This is a genomic window from Aliivibrio sp. EL58 (genome assembly GCF_900312675.1).
In the GTDB taxonomy this organism is placed as follows: Bacteria; Pseudomonadota; Gammaproteobacteria; order Enterobacterales; family Vibrionaceae; genus Aliivibrio.
The window spans coordinates 1308557-1327446 of record NZ_OMPC01000009.1 but is presented as its reverse complement, the minus strand read 5'-3'; the positions used below and the strand labels follow the sequence as shown (position 1 = coordinate 1327446).

Sequence of the window (18890 nt, the reverse complement as noted above, 5' to 3'; positions counted from 1 at the left end):
AGCTTATAGCATATCTGCGGCTTTATTTAGCGCGTCGATAAAACGTTGAACATCTAGCTTCGTATTATACAAGGCAAATGAAACGCGTACAGTACCCGTTAGCCCTAATGCATCTAGCATAGGATGAGCACAATGATTACCAGAGCGAACGGCAATGCCTTGTTGATCAAGCAGAGTCGCTATATCTTGGTGGTGGACGCCATCAATAACAAAAGAAAATAGGCTCGCGTTATCTTGTAAACCGATGAATCGTAAATCTTCAATACCTTTGATGCCATCAATAGCCATCTGGCGAAGTTCATTAATATGAGCATTAAGATCATCATGGGCGAATTGCTTAACCCAGCTAATCGCTGTAGCAAAAGCAATCGCACCAGCAACGTTTGGTGTACCAGCTTCAAATTTCCCTGGAAGCTCTGCAAAAGTGGTTTTCTCAAATGAGACTTTCTCAACCATTTTACCGCCACCATGCCACACTGGCATAGATTCTAATAAATGCTGTTTGCCATAGAGAGCACCAATGCCAGCTGGAGCAAATAATTTATGGCCAGAGAACACATAAAAATCGGCATCCATTGCTTGAACATCAATATCATGATGAACAATCCCTTGAGCACCATCAATAACAACAATGGCACCTATCTGATGTGCAGTTTTAATGATTTCATCAACGGGGTTTAATGTACCCGTTACATTAGTTACTTGAGCAACGGCAACAATTTTGGTGCGCTTGGTTACCAATGACTCAAATGCATCCATATCTAATGTGCAATCGGTTTTCATTGGAATTTTTACAACGGTTGCTCCCGTTTGCTCTGCGACAATTTGCCAAGGCACAATATTCGCGTGATGTTCTAATTCACTTACTAAGATCTCATCGCCTGCTTGCAGTGTGCTTCGAGCATAAGTTTGAGCAATTAAATTAATCGCTTCGGTTGCACCGCGAGTCCAAATGATTTCTTTACTGCTGTTGGCATTGATGAAGTGTTGAACGGTTTCACGAGCTTGCTCAAATTGCAGTGTTGCTGAGGCGGTTAAGCTATGACTGCCACGATGTACATTAGCATTACTTTTTTGGTAGTAATCTTGAATCGCATTTAATACCGATAATGGTTTTTGCGTAGTCGCTGCGCTATCAAAATAGGCAATCGGCTGACCATTAACATCTTGGGTTAAAGCGGGGAATTGAGAGCGAACAGCGTCAACAGTAAATGCAGTCATAGTGATTTCTTTAATAAGGGTAAGCAAACAGAGAGAATGATGCGGATTTCTGTCTCGTAAGTCAAAATTACAGACAAAAAAAAGCACCGTATTAAACGATGCTAATAATTTTTCTAACCAAAAGGTCAAAAATACAGGAAATAATTGGGTACTGTTTACAAATAGTTGTAATCAATACTCGGGCTCTAACAGTCGAGCCAATATGCAAACACAACATTGCAGTTTAGAGGGATAAAAAATACTCAGGGAGGAATATATGTCTTTCCTCTAAACTACGGGGGCAATATTAGGTTTTATCTGGTAGTTCGGCAATGGACAATTTATAATACTAGGTATTAAAAAAACTAATGGTTCAGAATGTGAGTTCTTATGTCTCGAAGATTACCACCTTTAAATTCTTTGCGTGTGTTTGAAGCGGCAGCTAGACACTTAAGCTTTACTCGTGCTGCGGAAGAATTGTTTGTTACTCAAGCTGCAGTTAGCCACCAAATCAAAGCGTTAGAAGAATTTCTTGGTTTGAAATTATTTCGACGTCGTAATCGTTCTTTACTGCTTACTGAAGAGGGGCAAAGTTACTTTTTAGATATTAAAGAAATTTTCTCTTCGTTGTCAGAAGCAACAGATAAAGTATTGGAAAGAAGTGCGAAGGGTGCACTAACCATTAGTTTACCGCCAAGTTTTGCTATTCAATGGCTTGTTCCACGTTTGTCGGATTTTAATAATAAAGAACCTGACATTGATGTGCGAATTAAAGCGGTTGATATGGATGAAGGCTCTTTGACTGAAGATGTGGATGTTGCTATCTATTATGGTCGTGGTAATTGGCCTGGTTTACGTGTTGATTTGTTATATCAAGAGCAACTATTACCATTATGTTCACCGCAAGTGTTGTTAAATGAAAAACCGTTAGCAACGATTGACGATCTACGTTTTCATACGTTATTGCATGATACATCACGTAAAGATTGGAAGTCGTTTGTAAAACAATACAATTTAGAAGGCATGAACGTTAATCATGGGCCTATTTTTAGTCATTCAACCATGGTGTTACAAGCGGCAGCTCATGGACAGGGAATCGCATTAGGAAATAATGTCCTTGCTCAACCAGAGTTAGACGCGGGTCGTTTGGTTGCTCCTTTTGAAGAAGTATTAGTAAGTAAAAATGCTTTTTATTTAGTATGCAGTGAAAAACAGGCTGATACCGGAAGAATTGCGACTTTTAGAGAGTGGATCTTAAGTAAAGCTCGCAGTGAACAAGAGATCATCGACGATGAATAGTCGCTTATGTCTACTTATTGCTAGCTTTAGTGGTGCACTGAGTGTTGGTTTAGGCGCTTTTGGTGCTCATGGTCTAAAGTCGGTTTTATCGCCATATCTACTTGATGTGTATGAGACTGCAGTGCAATATCAAATGTGGCATACGCTTGCTCTGTTTGGATGTGGAATTTTGTTGAGAAATTCATTTTCAAAAGGGGTATCATACGCCGCCTTGCTATTTACCATTGGAATATTACTTTTCAGTGGTAGTTTATATGCATTAGTGTTCACAGGAATAAAATGGTTTGGGCCAATTACTCCATTAGGTGGACTCTGTTTTATTATCGGTTGGCTAACGCTGGCTGTTTCAACTTATCGTTTGACTGAGGTTTCAAAGTGAAACAAGTAATGTTCTATTGTCGCTCTGGTTTTGAGAAAGAGTGTGCAGGTGAGATCCAAGATAAAGCCACTCAACTTGAAGTGTTTGGTTTTCCTCGCCTAAAAAATAATACAGGCTATGTGCTATTTGAATGCTACCAGGAAGGCGATGCAGATAAATTGATCCGTGAGATTAAATTTAATGAGCTGATTTTTGCTCGTCAAATGTTTGCGGTAGCAACTGAATTAAGTGATTTACCTTCTGAAGATCGTATCTCACCAATTTTGAATGCATTAGTTGATGTTGAAAATTTACCATGTTGTGGTGATATTCGTATTGAAACACCTGATACGAATGAAGCAAAAGAATTATTGAAATTCTGTCGTAAATTTACAGTACCAATGCGTATCGCATTACGTGGTAAAGAGATGCTAACACCAAGAGATTCAGACCGAATCCCTGTCATGCATATTTGTTTTATTGCACCGGGTCAGTGTTACGTTGGTTACTCTTATACCAACAATAACTCAAAATTCTTCATGGGTATTCCTCGTCTGAAGTTCCCGTCTGATGCGCCAAGCCGTTCAACACTTAAGTTGGAAGAAGCGTTTCACGTATTCATTCCACGAGATGAGTGGGATACTCGCTTAGCTTCTGGCATGTGGGGCGTTGATTTAGGTGCGTGTCCAGGTGGTTGGACTTACCAACTTGTTAAGCGTTCTATGTTTGTTCATGCAATTGATAACGGCATGATGGCACAGAGCTTAATGGATACAGGCCAAGTAAAACACCACATGGTTGATGGTTTTAAATTTGAACCAGCAAGAAAGAACGTAACGTGGATCGTGTGTGACATGATTGAAAAGCCTGCACGAGTTGCGCACCTTATGGGTGAATGGTTAATTAAAGGTTGGGCTAAAGAAGCACTATTTAACCTTAAATTGCCAATGAAAGGCCGTTACGATGAAGTACTTCAAGATATTGAAAACTTAAAAGAGTTTTTGAAGAAGAATAACTTCCAATACAAGCTTCAAGCGAAGCACTTGTATCATGACCGTGAAGAAATAACGGTTCATATCCAAGCGATTTCTAATATTTCTCCTCACTAATATTGATGTAATACCAATTATTGAGAGATAAAAATAAACGCCCGCAGGTCATTTGATCTGCGGGCGTTTTTATTTAAGATAAACTATGCACATAGAAGCTAATATGCTTTTCCTCAAAAGAAGGATGGCTATATTTGGTGCTGATGGCTCAGCAATGACAAACAGCTTTTTTGTTCCAAAGCACATTAGCTTCTATATATTGTGGGATTTATAATTCTAGTCCCTAGTCCCTAGTCCCTAGTCCCTAAATCAGGCTTTACATAGCGAATATCTTGCAAATTAAACCCAAGTTCAATATCGGTTCTTAACCCTGCAACCTTACGGCACAGAATAGCGGTGTCATAATGCTCATCAAACTTCTTACGATATTTTTTCGGTAACTTTTCAGATTCGTTTGCCGCTTCAATCGTTGGGAATTGAGTTAAAATTTCTAAGGCAGCTTTAGGACCTACACCTGGGATCCCCGTAATTTTACTTGAGCTAATTCCAGCCAGTCCCCAATAATCAGCTAATTGCTCAGGCTTTAGACCAAACTCTTTTTCAACAAAAGGGGCATCCAACCAACGATGTTGAAAGTAATCACGAATTCGCAGCGTTGGAGACAGTAATTGGCAATACCCTTTATCTGTCGAAATAATAGTGACTTGTTCATTATGGGAGGCAACTTTATTAGCAAGAGTTGCGACTAAATCATCGGCTTCATCACCATCAGATAACAAGGAATCAATGCCGAGTTTCCACCATGCATCTTGAATATCATCCATGCCTTTTTGTAGAGCTTCAGGCATTGGTTTTCTGTCTTCTTTATATTTCGGTAACACTTCTGCTCGCCAACCTCGATCTTGTAAGTGGTGGTCAAATACAGCGATGATATGGGTTGGTTCAGTTTCTTTTAAAATACGATTTATTGTGCGGCTCGTTGTGGTGATTACCGCTTGAATGTCATCTTGGTTTGGTTGAGCTGAGTGAACACGACGAATAAGATTTAATGCGTCAATAATAACCAGATGAATTGCCATAACGTATTCATTCCTATGTAGAAAAAAGAAAAAGCCTATGCGTTTAACATAGGCTTTATATTGTACGTTACAGAAGGGGAGATATTCCAGCCTTAATCTACAACGATTTCATAGCAAGGTTCGTATTTGGAACCAGGTAGTTTCATGCGACCCTGTTCAACAAAGTCTTGAAGAAGACGATCCATCTTTTTCATTAATATAGGATCACCGTGTAATTTAAACACGCCATGCTCTTCTATTTCAGCGATACCTTCAGCTTTGACATTACCAGCCACAATCCCTGAAAACGCTTGGCGTAGGTTGGCAGCAAGATTCTCTGTGGGCTGATCTAAATGTAAATCCAGTGAAGACATTGCTTCATGAGTCGGTTCGAACGGGTGTTGGAACTCAGATTCAATTTTTAGTGCCCAGTTAAAGCTATAAGAATCATCAGTTGCTTTACGATACTCTTTCACTTTCTTGATACCATGATTGATAATTATGGCTGCTTTTTCTGGATCACCAACCACAATCTCATAATAATGAGTTGCCTCTTCTCCAAGCGTTTCACGAATAAAGGTATCAATAGAAAGGAAGTAAGCTTCACTCTCTTCTGGTCCAGTTAACACAATTGGCATCGGTTGCTGGCGGTTAGCAGGGTTCATCATGATACCTAAGATATACAACAACTCTTCAGCAGTACCAGGGCCGCCTGGAAAGATCACAATACCATGAGCCATACGAACGAAGGCTTCTAATCGTTTCTCAATGTCTGGCATGATGATCAGTTCATTTACGATAGGATTTGGTGGCTCAGCAGCGATGATTGAAGGCTCTGTTAATCCCACAAAGCGACTGCTTGAATAACGTTGTTTCGCATGGCCAATAGCTGCACCTTTCATCGGTCCTTCCATTGCGCCAGGGCCACAGCCTGTGCAAATATTTAATTCACGCAACCCTAGTTCATGGCCTACTTCTCGAGTGTATTGGTATTCAATTGGATTAATTGAATGACCGCCCCAGCAGACCACTAAATTTGGTTCTATTCCAGTATGTAGGGCTTTAGCATTGCGCAGAATACTGAAGACGAGATTAGTTAAATGGGTATCTTTGGTGAGATTTAGACGGTTATGATCCGCGATTTGCATATTAACGTAAATCATATCGCGTAAAACAGAAAAGAGATGTTCCTGTATTCCTTTAATAATATTTCCATCAACAAAGGCGTGTTCAGGTGGGTTACTTAGCTCAAGTTTAATACCTCGGTCACGACGAGTTACAGATACGTCAAAAGACTTGTATTTATTAAGGAGTTCTTTTGAACTGTCAGTATGACTGCCTGAGTTCAATACGGCTAATGTACAATTTCGGTACATTCGATATAAATCACTAGAAGCGGTTTTTTTTAATTGGTCGACTTCTAATTGTGATAGCAAATCCATGCTACCTGCCGGACTAATATGAGTGATCATATAGTGCCTCCCTAGCTGTTTTTATTATTGTTTAATTACTAAACTTACACAGCAATGGGAGGATTTGCGAGAAAAAGACAACAAAAATGAGAGGTTTACAAATATATGAGTTGCTCAGTACCTTTGGATTTCTGTTTGTACAGAGCATCAATAGCGCGCTTGATTACTTTTTCAGGAATATCACTGTTAGTAAATTCAGAGCTGCAAATAGAGACTGTTATCTGAACGTGGTCGTTTTTAAACTTGAAGGGAAGTTTTGAAATAGCCAATTGAATCGCTTTAAGTACTTTATTCCTTTCTTCTTTTTCGGTTTCTGTAAATAAGATTAAGAACTCTTCGCCACTAAAACGAGCAACAAAGTCAGTATCAGCGACTTGATTTTCAATAGTCTTGGCAATAATTGATAGCGCTTTATCACCAGCGAGATGACCAAAACGTTCATTAATACGTTTGAATTGATCAATATCTATCATCGTTAAAACAAGTGAGTGTTGATGACGAACCCAACGTTTGTACTCTAAGTCTAAACGTTCATGCATAGCTGCACGGTTATATACTTTGGTTAGTGGGTCTTTAAATACGCGTTGCTGTTGATCATCTAACTGACGACGATATTCAAGTGTTTCTTCATACAAGTGGTTTAATTTTTTTGTTGTATATTCATGGCGCTCAATTAATGCAGACTCACGCTCTTGCATGGCATTATTTCGCTCTGATAAGTCTCGCATTTCACTTAACAGCATCGCCATTTTTTCTTTATGCTCTCGCTCGCTCGCTTTACTTTCTAATAGGCCTTCAGCTTGCTTAATTAAGAGCGAATACTCTTCATTAAGTAATGAGCGTTGTTCTAAGTAAGATTGTCCCTGAGCTTGGTTCTGCTCGCTGGTTTTTATAATCTGAGCGACTTGAGTATTAACATCACCAACGAAGACTTGTGATGCCTTACGTTCATTGTTCGTGCCTTCTAAAACTAATTGCAGCGTTTGCAATGCTAAATCAATAAGAGAGATTGCATCTGTGCCGGTTAATAGTTTATTGCGGATCTCAAGTAACTTATTACCTGATGAACTATTGAAATCAAGCTCTGAGATAAGATGCTGTAATTCGTTACTTAACTGCTCTTGAGTATCAACATCAATAATTTCATTGTTGTTGATTTCAGAAGAGAGTTTACCAACAGAAATGAATTTAATCGCACGTTCATATAATTCAACTAAGCGGACAATACGCTGAACATGCTTACAGCCATCTTGAGAAGGGTGTTGCAGAAGAATTCGCAAATCACGTTTAAGGCCAGCAGGAAGACCAACTACACGTTGAAGAGTTTCACCGCAGTATGAAATATGGTCATTCATAACTGCGTGCTCTCTTTGTACCGTCATTTTATAGCGGTTAATAAGGCGCTCAAAGGTGGCGATTTGTACCGTAAGATCGGACGTATTTTCTACTTGTTCGATACTTGATGCAAGTTCTACAATCTCTTTATCTAGCTCGCTATCATGATGTTTACACGCAGCACAAAAGCGCAAGATAATGCGTTTTAATAGCAATATTTCACGACGTGACTTCAAGGTAGAATCACGGTGTGATAAACGTGTTTGATCTAGCTGTTGCTTTAATTGACTTAATTCTGAGGCAACGATGGATACTTCAATCATAATAACCTAGGAGGCAATCCCTGTATTTATAAAAACTGTTAAACTATTGATAGGATCAATTTATTTATAATAACAAAATTATAAGTAACAGGTTTGAAAAAATGTAACATTTGTTTAATTGATAATCATTTAGTAATGAATATTATTAAATTTGTGATGTGTTAGCCAAATCATTAATTAATGCCTTGGCTTGTCACTTTAATCAAACCTTGATTAATCGCTTGCTCACACGCAGAGAGTATATTATTACTAGCAAAACTTGCCGCTGGAGCGTTATCTATTGCTCGGTAGTGAACCCATTGGCTTTCAGTACCTTCTTTATTATTGTTACACGCGTTGTTTGTTGCCATAAGAAGAATATCGATCAGTTCTCGATCATTAATAGCAGTATACGCTCGTGGTAAAAAAGGATACTCAACCATTCCTATATTTACGATTCTGTTTGTCATGGCTTTAGAGTCAAAATTATTAATCCAACGTTGAATTGTTTCAGCCATTTCTTGAGTACTACATGTTGAATCGGATTTATGCTCAATGTAAAGAAAACTTGCATCTGAGAAGTGATAAATGCGACTAGGTAAAGTAACTACGGTTGATAGATAATCGCCAAACTCTTTTTCAATGGCTAAGCCACCTTGGTAACCATGAGTAAAATACAGCTCTTGTAGCATGGGTACATGAAAGAGAGTAAAGCGAAGACGATCACTTAACGGTTCATTGATTAACTCACCTAAATGCCACTGTTCTATATTCGTACTACTTTGTTGTAAAGATGATGGTAATCTTTCGGTTAATAAACGGAAGTTACGTAATCCACTTCTTGGGTGTGTGTAGTACTTATTTAATAGCAGGTGTAAACGCTTTTTCAAAAAACGGTTTACTTGCTGTTTTCTGAAAGCATAGATAGAAATTACCGTTAATAATACAAGAAGAAAGCCGGCAATTTTTTGGATTTTTCGTGTTTGTAAGTGATTATCTTTTAATTGTAATTCTAAGCCTTGATAGTGCAAAAATTGTTCAACGATGCTTTTTTGTTGGCGAAATACTTCTTCATTAATTTCATTTTGAACCGCTTGAATCGATGAGTTTAATGTCTCATATTCTCTTTGGGACTTTAGCGCGAGTTCATATAGCCCCATTTTCTCATAGGTTGTAGAAAGCAATTTTTGAGATTGTAATTTTAACGAAACATCATTATCTCGTTTACTGTATTTAATGGCTTTTTGTATTTGTTCAATAGCAAGTTCTGCTTTATTTTTTACTAGATAAAGCTTGGCTTGCAAGAGCGCTGCATTGGCTTTTTGTTTTGGTAACTCGACATACTCATTAAGATTATTTGCTTGCTTAAGGTAGTGCTCACTTAACGCATAGTTATAAAGTGAAAAGTAGGTATTAGCGATATCTAAGCGTAGTGAAATGAGTTTGTTAACGTTGTTTTTTTCTTTTTCCTGATCCAGTGCATTAAAATATTGAACTAGTGCTAAGTTAAATCGACCTTGTTTTAAATGGATCTGAGCAATTAAAATTAAGACATTTGAGAGTTGCTCACTCTTATTATAACGACCATAAAATTCAGCAGATTGAGAGGCATGCTCTAATGCTTTATCTAGCACTTGTCTTTGGAAAAATAGTTGGCCAAGCAAAAAATTCGCACTGGCTAATTGACCACTTTGGTCGGCTTCAATCGATTGCCAATACGCGCTCAATAATTCAGTCAACGCTTGATCAAATTGTTTGTTTTTTAAAAAATGTTTACCATAAGACAGGTGATAATAAATCATGCTACTAGGGTCGTTAAGTGAACTTCCGTGAGATAGGGCCTGTTTATAATACTGTTGGGCTTTGCTGTTATTATCTTGTTTAGATTCAACTTCTGCATGGATTAATGCCAACCCAAAATAGAGCTTTTGATGAATCGCAATTTGCTTATCAAATTCATTTAACTCACGACTAATATCATCCAAAATAACATTCGTTTCATCGACGTCATTGGTTAAATTCCACCAAAGCCCCGCATAGATTAATTTTGACTCTAAGTAGCCAGCCTGTAAGTGAAACTCTTGAGCAAGTGATATTGCTTGTTTGATCGCTTTTATTGATTCGCGATTACGACCAAGGCGTTTATTTGCAAGTGCTTTAATTTGGAATGCTTCTACGGTGCTAATCGGAGTTCGAATAGTTCGTTCTGAATCATTATTAACCTGTATGCGATTAGGGTCTTGTTCTGGAGTGATCTGACGTTGCTCTAAATATTGTTCAGCAATAGTTCGGGATTGTTCAGGGTTTGTATCGAGCAATTGATAAGCGTCATTTAAAATAGGCGCAGAAAAAAATTTAGCCCAAGCTGAAAGCGGTAGAAAGAGAAAAATAAGAAGAAAGCATTGGCGCAAAGACATGTAAATAATCCATTAGAAAGCAACCGTTACATACTAGCGATGTGGTGAGATTTGTCTACTAAGATCTATTCTTAGTAGACAAAATAGAGCGTTTTTTACTGGCGAGCTAAACGAAGGTTGTGAGTTGGTTTCTCTATATGTGAACTGCGGAATGGATTAATATCTAAGCCGCCACGACGGGTATAACGAGCAAATACGGTTAACGAATTTGGCTTACAGAATTTCATAATATCAGTATAGATACGCTCAACACATTGTTCATGAAATTCATTGTGTTGGCGGAATGAGATTAAGTAGCGCAGTAGCTTCTCACGATCAATTTTATTGCCTATATAACTAATCTCAACACTGCCCCAATCTGGTTGGTTTGTAATTAAGCAGTTAGATTTCAATAAATGACTGTGTAAGGTTTCTTCAACTAACTCTTCAGACGTGCTTGATTGTAAGTATTCAGCATCAAACTCATAATTATCAATAATGATATCTTGGTTATCGATACATTCACCAGTCATATCAACAATAGGCTGTTGAGAGTAAGTTTGAACTGGGTGGATCTCAACCTTTACATCACCGCCTGCACAGGCACTTAAATCTTTAATTAAGGTGCGAGTAACGTCATCCCATGATGCAAATTTAGTTTGGTTAAAGCTGTTCAAATATAATTTAAATGACTTTGATTCAACAAGGTTTGGGCTGGTTGCAGGCAGAGTGACATCGCCAACGGCTACTTGAGGTAAACCGTTTTGGTTTAGCCAAGATAGTTCATAAAGCGTCCATACATCACAACCAACAAATGGCAGTTCATCACCTAAATTAAGATCGTCTCGGTTTAAACTACGAGGAACGGCTTGCAGCAATTCTGGTTCATAGCTGTGTTTATATTCGGTTTTTTGGCCAAGAGTCAGAGATTTTAGCTCATCAGCATTGGTGTATTTAGTCATATTGAAAATGCCAAAAGTAGATTAGAATAAGAATAACGGAGTAAACAGTCGTTATTCATTTAATGTAACCTAGTTTACTTGAATTTTTGCCTTATTAGGAGAATCGAATGCCACTTTCGGTAGAGCAAGCGCTTGCTAACTTTAGTCAACGTTATGTTGAAGCATGGAAAACAAAACATAATAGCCTTCCGATAAATGAAGAATTAGTGGGATTAGCTTCTCCTTGTATTGATGAAACTCGTGATTTAGAAATTTCATGGCAACCCGTTAATCGTGATGAAAGCATTCGCTTAGTTAATATTGAGCAAGGTATTGAGCTTGATTTACATGACGATTTCCATGCCTTTTATGGCGCACAATTCAGTGCTGATATGATGGCAAAATTTGGTGATATGAATGTAGAGTTGCTTCAAGTATGGAGTGATGAAGATTTAGAACGCTTACAAGGTAATATGTTAGGTCATCTTGTGATGCAACGCCGATTAAAATTAGTCCCAACATTATTTATTGCCGTCACCGATGATGAAATGGAAGTGATCTCTATTTGCAATCAAACAGGTGAAATTATTTTAGATACGGTTGGCACCAAGAAAAGAACTGTATTGGCTAAAACAATGACTGAGTTTTTAGAAAAGCTTGAACCTGTTGTTGAATAAGCTCGGTTATTAAGATAGATAAAGTGCCATGATTTAATAGATTCCGATAAACGTATTTGTCGGAATTTTTATTGTAAAGATGTTAGGAAAGAAGCGGTAATGTTTGTAACTGAATTAGATTTTGAAGTGTATTGTGATACCTCAATGGCAGCAGTAGAGAAAGCCATCAATTATTGTTTAGATTGTCTACGTTATAACGGACAAGTAATTGGGCGCGAGCTGCCAGTGGTTATGAAAGGAACCAACTTTGTTGCTCGAGTGGTTTGTCCTGAAGAAGATTCACTTCACCCAGATAATCATAGTCCGCAAGTAAAACTAGCATTTAAACAATTAAGTGAATTTGGATTACTACAACCTAAAGTTAAGATTGTTGGTCAAGACATGAACTCTGATCCAAGTGATGAGAGTGAAAAGATAAGTTGGCAAATTCTTTATACTAGCCACTTACATACTTGTTCTCCGATCCGTCATGGTGAGACATTTCAGCCAATCCCACTCTATCGTTTACCTGCTGTTGCTAATGGCGATCAAAAACAGTTTATTAAATGGCAAGAAGATTGGAGTGCTTGTGATCAATTACAAATGAATGGTTCTGTTGTTGAGCATCCGTCTTTGCATGAAATTAGCTCAAGTAAAAGTCATTTATTTAAGCGTGGTTGGGATTTATGCCGCCGTATGGCTGTAGTTAGTGGTATTCCAACGTATTTATATATTTATCGTGTTGCTGGTGAAAGCAAAGAAAAAGAACTCGCTCGTAAATGTCCAGTATGTGACGGTGAGTGGGCGTTAGAAGAGCCAGTTCACGAAGTGTTTGATTTTAAATGTGATGAGTGTCGATTGGTCAGTAATCTGTCTTGGGATTTTAAAGACTGATATTAATAAAATACTTATTCCGATAAAAAAATGGGAGCTCATTGTGAGCTCCCATTTTTTATTTTTAACGTTCTATTTTTTAGCTATTTATTTTTTAAATTTAGCAAGAATACGATCTAGTTGATTGGCAAATTCACGTCGGTCAGTTTGTGACAGCGCTGCAGGGCCACCAGTTTGAATACCACTGGCGCGCATTGTCTCCATAAAATCACGGATGTTCAGTCGTGCTTTAATGGTTGCTTCTGTATATAGTTCACCACGAGGGTTTAATACTTGAACTTTCTTTGCGATTAACTCTGCTGCCAAAGGTATATCACCACTGATCACTAAATCACCCGCTTCTGAGCGTCTTACGATTTCATCATCTGCAACATCAAAGCCAGATTCAACCTGTATTGATTTAATGTTGAAAGCGGTTGGTACCGGAATATAGTGGTTTGCAACAAAAGTAAGTTGAATACCAGTACGTGTAGCGGCACGACAAAGTACTTCTTTGACGACTTTTGGACATGCATCAGCATCTACCCAAATTTGCATTATTTGTTCTCCAGAGCAGCTAAACGTTGTGACAACTCTTTTACTTGAAGTTCAAGTTGAGCAATACGTTCATCTGCTGTTAATGGGGTCTCTTTGACTTCAATTTTTGGAATGTTTGAAGTGGACTTAAAGGATTTAACCGCAGTAATAATGGCTGGCATTGGTACTTGAGTTGTTAATCGTGAGCGAACAAGAGCCGTTGTTGGTTTTTTTCCTTCATCGGTCAAGTCTTGCAATATTTTTTGCAGTTCATCCGTTACGTTTTTCATTATGACGTCCTATGTTTCATATGAACTCATGATAACTAAAGATCAACATTTCTACTATAAGAATAAATACGTGATCTAGATCTCTCTATTTTAGACGGGATAGTTAAAGAAAAATGGAAAAATAGGAATTAGTCTGTGCGAGATCTCTCACACAAAAGGTGAGAAATATCGTTTCTTTTATCATAAATAAATACCATCTATTTGTTAAGGTTCTGTTTTGTAAGGTTAATTGCTTTTGATTTGATATATTGAAACGAGAAGTAAATAAAAAAGTGTCGCTATACCATTGTTCAAAAAAGTCAAAAGCGTAATCTTATTGGTGTCGGAAGGATGCTGACACGGAACAGGAATTGACCAAGGATTTGGTACGCTTCAGGATGAGGCACTCGGTTACTTAGGATGAGTAATCGGCATGGAAAGCAAAATCGGACATTGAATGGATTCAATAGTAGCTAGGATGGTTACTACTAAGGAAAGACAATGGACACTTCTAGGATAGAGGAAGGATTAAACATCAGGATGATGTAAAGGACACCGCTTAAGGATTAAGTGAAGAGAGTTAGCGAAGGATTGTTAACGGATCAGGATTAGATCATGGACACCGCTAGGACAGCGATGAAAGGAATACGCTGACGGATTTCAGCATACTATCAAGGATTTGATGCACGGAGCACCATAAGTAGCCGGATCGCTGCGAGTAGAGTTATGACCCCATTAGGCAAAAGCTTAATGGGGTTTTTCTTTTTAAATCACCTTAAACACTCCCTCCCAAAATAATCTAAGTAATAAATTTAAATTACGTAGATCACATTTTTATTATTCGTTTAATTAATAAGCGTGAGTTGAATCAAATTTGCTCAATTACGCAATGTAACCGGTTACTGAAACCGGTTACATTGCTTTCAAGTTAATTTAATTCGCATGTTTAAAATTCAATTCAGGGGTGAAAAATGAGTACGCAAGCGGCAACGATGCAAAGCACAATAATGGAGAAGGTAAATAAAATCCTTCCTAAACTCTTAAAGGTCGTTAATTCAAAACCAATTGTCGCCATTAAAGAAGGCTTCATGTTGACCATGCCACTGACCATTATTGGCTCAGTATTTTTATTACTTGCGTTCGTTCCTATTGATGGCTACGGTGAATTCATGGCTGGCATTTTCGGTGCTAATTGGTCAACACCACTATTCCAAGTTGTAGGGGCAACATTCGATATTTTGGCGCTAATTGGTGCTTTTGGTATCGCTTACACTTACGTTAAATATGAAGGGCACAATGGCGTAAATGCGGGGGTATTAGCTATTGTGTCTCTTCTTATTGTGATGAATGCGTTTGTTGTTGCTCCTGATGGCGTGACGCATATAGGTGGTGTTATACCAAAAGCTTTCCTTGGTGGTAAGGGCATGATTGCAGCTATTGTTATTGGCTTAGTTGTTGGCATGATTTACTCAATGGCCTTTAACCGTAACTGGGTTATTAAATTGCCAGACAGCGTGCCTGAAGGTGTATCTAATGCCTTTAAATCTCTTATTCCTGGTTTTCTAATTATCACTCTTGCTTTCTTAACCTACATATTCTTTGAAGTCGTTTTTGAAAAAACCTTTATTGAAACCATTTATCACATCATCCAAACACCATTACAAAGTATGTCTGATTCATTCTTTGGGGCTGTCGGTATTGCTCTACTTATTTCTCTACTTTGGTGGTGTGGCGTTCATGGTCCAGTCATTGTTATGGGCATTATGGGACCAATCGTAACGGCGAATGCACTTCATAACCAATCAATAGTAAATGCAGGTGAAGTACTGATTGCTGGTGAGAATGGAAAGATAGTGACTAACCAATTTGTTGACCAATTTATTACCGTTGGTGGTTCAGGTCTAACGTTTGGTTTGGTGTGTTGTATGGTGCTATTTGCCCGTTCTATTCAGTTTAAACAACTAGGTCGTCTCTCTTTTATTCCAGGTATTTTCAATATCAATGAGCCTGTAATTTTTGCAACACCAATTATCTTTAACCCAATTATGTTTATTCCATTCGTAACGGCTCCTGTACTGTCTGCAATCATGGTTTATACCTCAATTAATATGGGGTTTGTTGGACCATTCACCGCAGTTCAAGTGCCATGGACAACACCAATAGTATTGAGTGGATTTATTGTTGGGGGGTGGAGTGCCGCAGTATTACAGGTTGCAGTTTTCTGTATGACGCTATGTGTGTACTTCCCATTCTTTAAGTATCTAGACAAATTAACGGCGCAAGAAGAAACGAAATCAGCAGCGCCAGAAACAGAATCTGTAACAACGACAGCAACAGCTTAATTGAAATTTATTGGATTATTATCGAGGTTATTATGAAAAAGATTTTACTACTATGCGCAGCGGGAATGTCAACATCTATGGTTGTAAAAAAAATGCGTGAATCAGCGGCACAACAGGGATTAGAGATTCATATCGAAGCCCATGGTGTTGAGACAATTCAAGACTATTTAGCTGAATATGATTTATTTCTATTAGGGCCACAAATCCGCTTTAAAAAAGATGAGCTGCAGAAATTAGCTGATGAAGTAAATAAGAAGGTCGAAGTTATCGACATGATGGATTACGGCATGATGAAAGGTGACAAAATCCTTAAAGATGCATTGGTACTTTTAGGTTAATAACATTCTAGGCCTAGGATGACTTAGGTTAAAACAAACATCAGTTGGCTATCGATTCGTTAGCAGCAGTAAAGCAGGAATTCGAGATGAAATTTGCAAATGATTTTTTATTAGGCGCAGCAACCGCTTCTTACCAAATAGAAGGCGCATGGGATCAAGATGGAAAAGGTCCAACAAACTGGGATGAGTTTACTAAAATCCCAGGAAAAACGTTCGAAGGTACTAATGGTGATGTCGCTATTGACCATTATAATCGTTATAAAGAAGACATTGCATTAATGGCTGAAATGGGGCTGGAGTCCTACCGTTTCTCAATATCTTGGGCTCGTATTTTCCCTAATGGTACCGGTGAGATTAATCAAAAAGGTATCGACTTTTATAACAACATAATTGATGAATGCTTAAAGTATGGCATCGTTCCTTTTGTTACTTTATATCACTGGGATTTACCACTAACACTAGAAAAAGAAGGTTCATGGTTAAATAAAGCAACTTGTGATGCGTATGTTGAGTTTGCAAAACTATGTTTTAATGAATTTGGAGATCGTGTTAAACATTTCATTACCTTTAATGAAACCGTAGTTTTCTGTGCGCTAGGTTACATGGCAGGCGCACATCCACCGGGGATCCAAAATGATCCTAAGAAATATTTTCAAGCTACACACAACGTATTTTATGCTCATGCTAAAGCGGTTATTGAATACAAAAAATTAAATCAATTTGGTGAAATTGGTTTGAGTCATGTATTTAGCCCTGCGTTTGGAGTAGATGATTCAGAGACGAGTCATTTTGCTGCAATGCATGCAAATCAATTTAGTATGAACTGGTTCTATGATCCTATTCTGCTTGGTAAATACCCAGAATACGTAGTTAAACAACTACAAGAAGAAGGGAACTTACCTGATTGGACAGATGAAGAGTTGCAAACTATTTTTGAAGCAGCGCCTTTGAATGACTTTATGGGGCTGAATTACTATCAACCACAGCGTGTTGAAAAAATTGAAGGTGGTGTAGCGTCTCGCACGATTACTCGTGAAAACTCAACAGGATCACCAGGCAATCCAAGTTACGATAATGTGTATCGCACAGTAAAAATGGACGATAAAAAATACACTAAATGGGATTGGGAAATTTCACCAGAAGGCTTTGTTGCTGGGCTTGAAATGATAAAAGAGCATTATGGTCAGATCAAGCTTTACATTACAGAAAATGGTTTGGGAGATGAAGACCCGATTATTGATGGTGAAGTGTGTGATATTCCACGAATTAACTTTATTAAAGATCATCTAGGCGCAGTTAAAGAAGCGGTTCGTCGAGGCGTTCATATTAAAGGGTATTACGCTTGGTCTGCGATTGATTTATTGAGCTGGTTAAATGGCTATAAAAAACAATATGGTTTTATTTATGTCGATCATCAAAATGGATTAGCACGTAAGAAAAAAGCGTCGTTCCATTGGTTTAAAGACGTTATCGCTACCCGTGGTGAAAACATTTAACGAAAATAAAGGGAGAGGCTCGTATTATGGCAACGTATATTTCATTTGATATTGGTGGTACAGACATAAAGTTTGGCGTGTTAAATGAGCAAGGACAAGTTCTTGAGCAAGGTAAGGTAAAAACCGAAGCTTGTGGTCAACAAATCATAGCCACGCTTGTCGATATAAAAGAGCAGTGGTCAAAAAAGTATACGTTTGATGGTGCAGCTTTCTCTCTTCCTGGATTTGTTGATGTAAATACAGGGTATTTAAAAACCGGTGGAGCAATAGATGACTTTTATGGTTTTCAGTTTAAAGATGAGCTGACCAAAAGATTATCTTTACCTGTTGAGTTAGAGAATGATGTTAATTGCGTAGCCCTTGCTGAAAAATGGCGCGGCAAAGCACAAAATGTTGAGAATTTTATCTGTATTACGATAGGCACTGGAATTGGTGGCGCTATTTATATCAATAACCAAATGGTTCGAGGTCATTCTTTTATGGCTGGAGAATTTGGTTATATGTTTACCAAAAATATATTTGATATTGAAGATAAAGCAACAGCTAGTATGAGCTTTACTGCCTCCGTTAGAGAAGGGTTGAGACGTCGTTATTCGGATTTAAAAAATATTAATAGTATTGATGATTTATCAGGAAAAGATATTTTTAATCTCGCATCAACTGGTGATGACATTGCAATAAAAGTAATTGATGACTTTTATAATAATATTGCTATTGGATTATATAATCTTACTTTTATTTTAAATCCAGAAAAAATAATCATTGGTGGAGCAATAAGTAGTAGAGAAGACTTAATTTTTAATATTGAAGAAAAATTTAATCATATTATTAAAAGCCAAGGTTCAATTAATAAATTTAGTGTTAAAGAGTTAGTTTCGATTGAAAAAAGCACTTTCAATAATGACAGTGGATTAATCGGGGCGGTATATCACTTTTTAACGATGAAAAACAAATTTAAATAGGAATAAA

Annotated in this window: 17 protein-coding genes; 9 read left to right on the top strand and 8 right to left on the bottom strand. The window is 37.8% G+C overall.

Going from position 1 to position 18890, the window contains the following annotated elements:
- Positions 1–3 precede the first annotated feature (3 nt).
- Positions 4–1221, bottom strand: coding sequence for a cysteine desulfurase CsdA (gene csdA / locus ED622_RS17005; RefSeq protein WP_162922544.1), 1218 nt, complete (start codon positions 1219–1221; stop codon positions 4–6).
- Between the two features lie 369 nt (positions 1222–1590).
- Here csdA and ED622_RS17000 point away from each other — a divergent pair, with 369 nt between their 5' ends.
- Genes ED622_RS17000 through rlmM form a run of 3 tightly spaced genes read left to right on the top strand, consistent with a single transcriptional unit; the run spans position 1591 to position 3966 of the window.
- On the top strand, positions 1591–2499 hold the full coding sequence (locus ED622_RS17000; protein WP_122036050.1) for a transcriptional regulator GcvA: 909 nt from the start codon (positions 1591–1593) through the stop codon (positions 2497–2499).
- Positions 2492–2878: a DUF423 domain-containing protein gene (locus tag ED622_RS16995; RefSeq protein ID WP_122036048.1), complete on the top strand. Its 387-nt coding sequence runs from the start codon at positions 2492–2494 to the stop codon at positions 2876–2878. The genes ED622_RS17000 and ED622_RS16995 overlap by 8 nt, the downstream gene beginning before the upstream one ends.
- Positions 2875–3966: a 23S rRNA (cytidine(2498)-2'-O)-methyltransferase RlmM gene (gene rlmM / locus ED622_RS16990; protein ID WP_105054109.1), complete on the top strand. Its 1092-nt coding sequence runs from the start codon at positions 2875–2877 to the stop codon at positions 3964–3966. Before ED622_RS16995 ends, rlmM begins: the two co-directional genes overlap by 4 nt.
- 230 nt (positions 3967–4196) lie before the next feature.
- On the opposite strand, the gene xni is transcribed toward rlmM, so the two are convergent.
- The 5 genes from xni to queF form a co-directional block, all read right to left on the bottom strand.
- Positions 4197–4985: a flap endonuclease Xni gene (xni, locus tag ED622_RS16985; RefSeq protein ID WP_122036046.1), complete on the bottom strand. Its 789-nt coding sequence runs from the start codon at positions 4983–4985 to the stop codon at positions 4197–4199.
- A gap of 92 nt (positions 4986–5077) precedes the next feature.
- A complete protein-coding gene (ppnN, locus tag ED622_RS16980; protein WP_122036044.1) occupies positions 5078–6436 on the bottom strand; it encodes a nucleotide 5'-monophosphate nucleosidase PpnN in 1359 nt (452 codons plus the stop codon).
- A gap of 95 nt (positions 6437–6531) precedes the next feature.
- The gene (locus ED622_RS16975; protein ID WP_122036041.1) at positions 6532–8094 is read right to left on the bottom strand and encodes a GGDEF domain-containing protein; all 1563 of its coding nucleotides are present in this window, start codon (positions 8092–8094) and stop codon (positions 6532–6534) included.
- 173 nt (positions 8095–8267) lie between these two features.
- A complete protein-coding gene (locus ED622_RS16970; RefSeq protein ID WP_122036038.1) occupies positions 8268–10490 on the bottom strand; it encodes a lipopolysaccharide assembly protein LapB in 2223 nt (740 codons plus the stop codon).
- A gap of 95 nt (positions 10491–10585) precedes the next feature.
- Positions 10586–11431, bottom strand: a complete 846-nt coding sequence (queF, locus tag ED622_RS16965; protein ID WP_122036036.1) for an NADPH-dependent 7-cyano-7-deazaguanine reductase QueF — start codon at positions 11429–11431, stop codon at positions 10586–10588.
- Positions 11432–11538: 107 nt separating this feature from the next.
- Between queF and syd the strand changes: the two genes are divergently transcribed.
- Both syd and ED622_RS16955 read left to right on the top strand, forming a co-directional pair.
- A complete protein-coding gene (syd, locus tag ED622_RS16960) occupies positions 11539–12087 on the top strand; it encodes a SecY-interacting protein (protein ID WP_122036034.1) in 549 nt (182 codons plus the stop codon).
- Between the two features lie 99 nt (positions 12088–12186).
- Positions 12187–12960 (top strand): Zn-ribbon-containing protein, encoded by a 774-nt coding sequence (locus tag ED622_RS16955; protein WP_122036033.1) that lies wholly within the window; start codon positions 12187–12189, stop codon positions 12958–12960.
- 87 nt (positions 12961–13047) lie between these two features.
- Here ED622_RS16955 and ED622_RS16950 read toward each other — a convergent pair whose 3' ends face one another.
- Both ED622_RS16950 and ED622_RS16945 read right to left on the bottom strand, forming a co-directional pair.
- Positions 13048–13497, bottom strand: coding sequence for a YaiI/YqxD family protein (locus ED622_RS16950; protein WP_061005246.1), 450 nt, complete (start codon positions 13495–13497; stop codon positions 13048–13050).
- The gene (locus ED622_RS16945) at positions 13497–13766 is read right to left on the bottom strand and encodes a hypothetical protein (RefSeq protein WP_122036031.1); all 270 of its coding nucleotides are present in this window, start codon (positions 13764–13766) and stop codon (positions 13497–13499) included. The genes ED622_RS16950 and ED622_RS16945 overlap by 1 nt, the downstream gene beginning before the upstream one ends.
- 950 nt (positions 13767–14716) lie before the next feature.
- Here ED622_RS16945 and ED622_RS16940 point away from each other — a divergent pair.
- The 4 genes from ED622_RS16940 (at position 14717) to ED622_RS16925 (ending at position 18883) form a co-directional block, all read left to right on the top strand.
- Positions 14717–16087: a PTS sugar transporter subunit IIC gene (locus ED622_RS16940; RefSeq protein ID WP_122036029.1), complete on the top strand. Its 1371-nt coding sequence runs from the start codon at positions 14717–14719 to the stop codon at positions 16085–16087.
- A gap of 32 nt (positions 16088–16119) precedes the next feature.
- Positions 16120–16425, top strand: a complete 306-nt coding sequence (locus ED622_RS16935; RefSeq protein WP_122036028.1) for a PTS sugar transporter subunit IIB — start codon at positions 16120–16122, stop codon at positions 16423–16425.
- 86 nt (positions 16426–16511) lie between these two features.
- Positions 16512–17921 (top strand): glycoside hydrolase family 1 protein, encoded by a 1410-nt coding sequence (locus ED622_RS16930; RefSeq protein WP_122036026.1) that lies wholly within the window; start codon positions 16512–16514, stop codon positions 17919–17921.
- Between the two features lie 26 nt (positions 17922–17947).
- Positions 17948–18883 carry an ROK family protein gene (locus tag ED622_RS16925; protein WP_122036024.1) on the top strand — a complete coding sequence of 312 codons (936 nt, stop codon included), beginning with the start codon at positions 17948–17950 and terminating at the stop codon, positions 18881–18883.
- Positions 18884–18890: the final 7 nt, after the last annotated feature.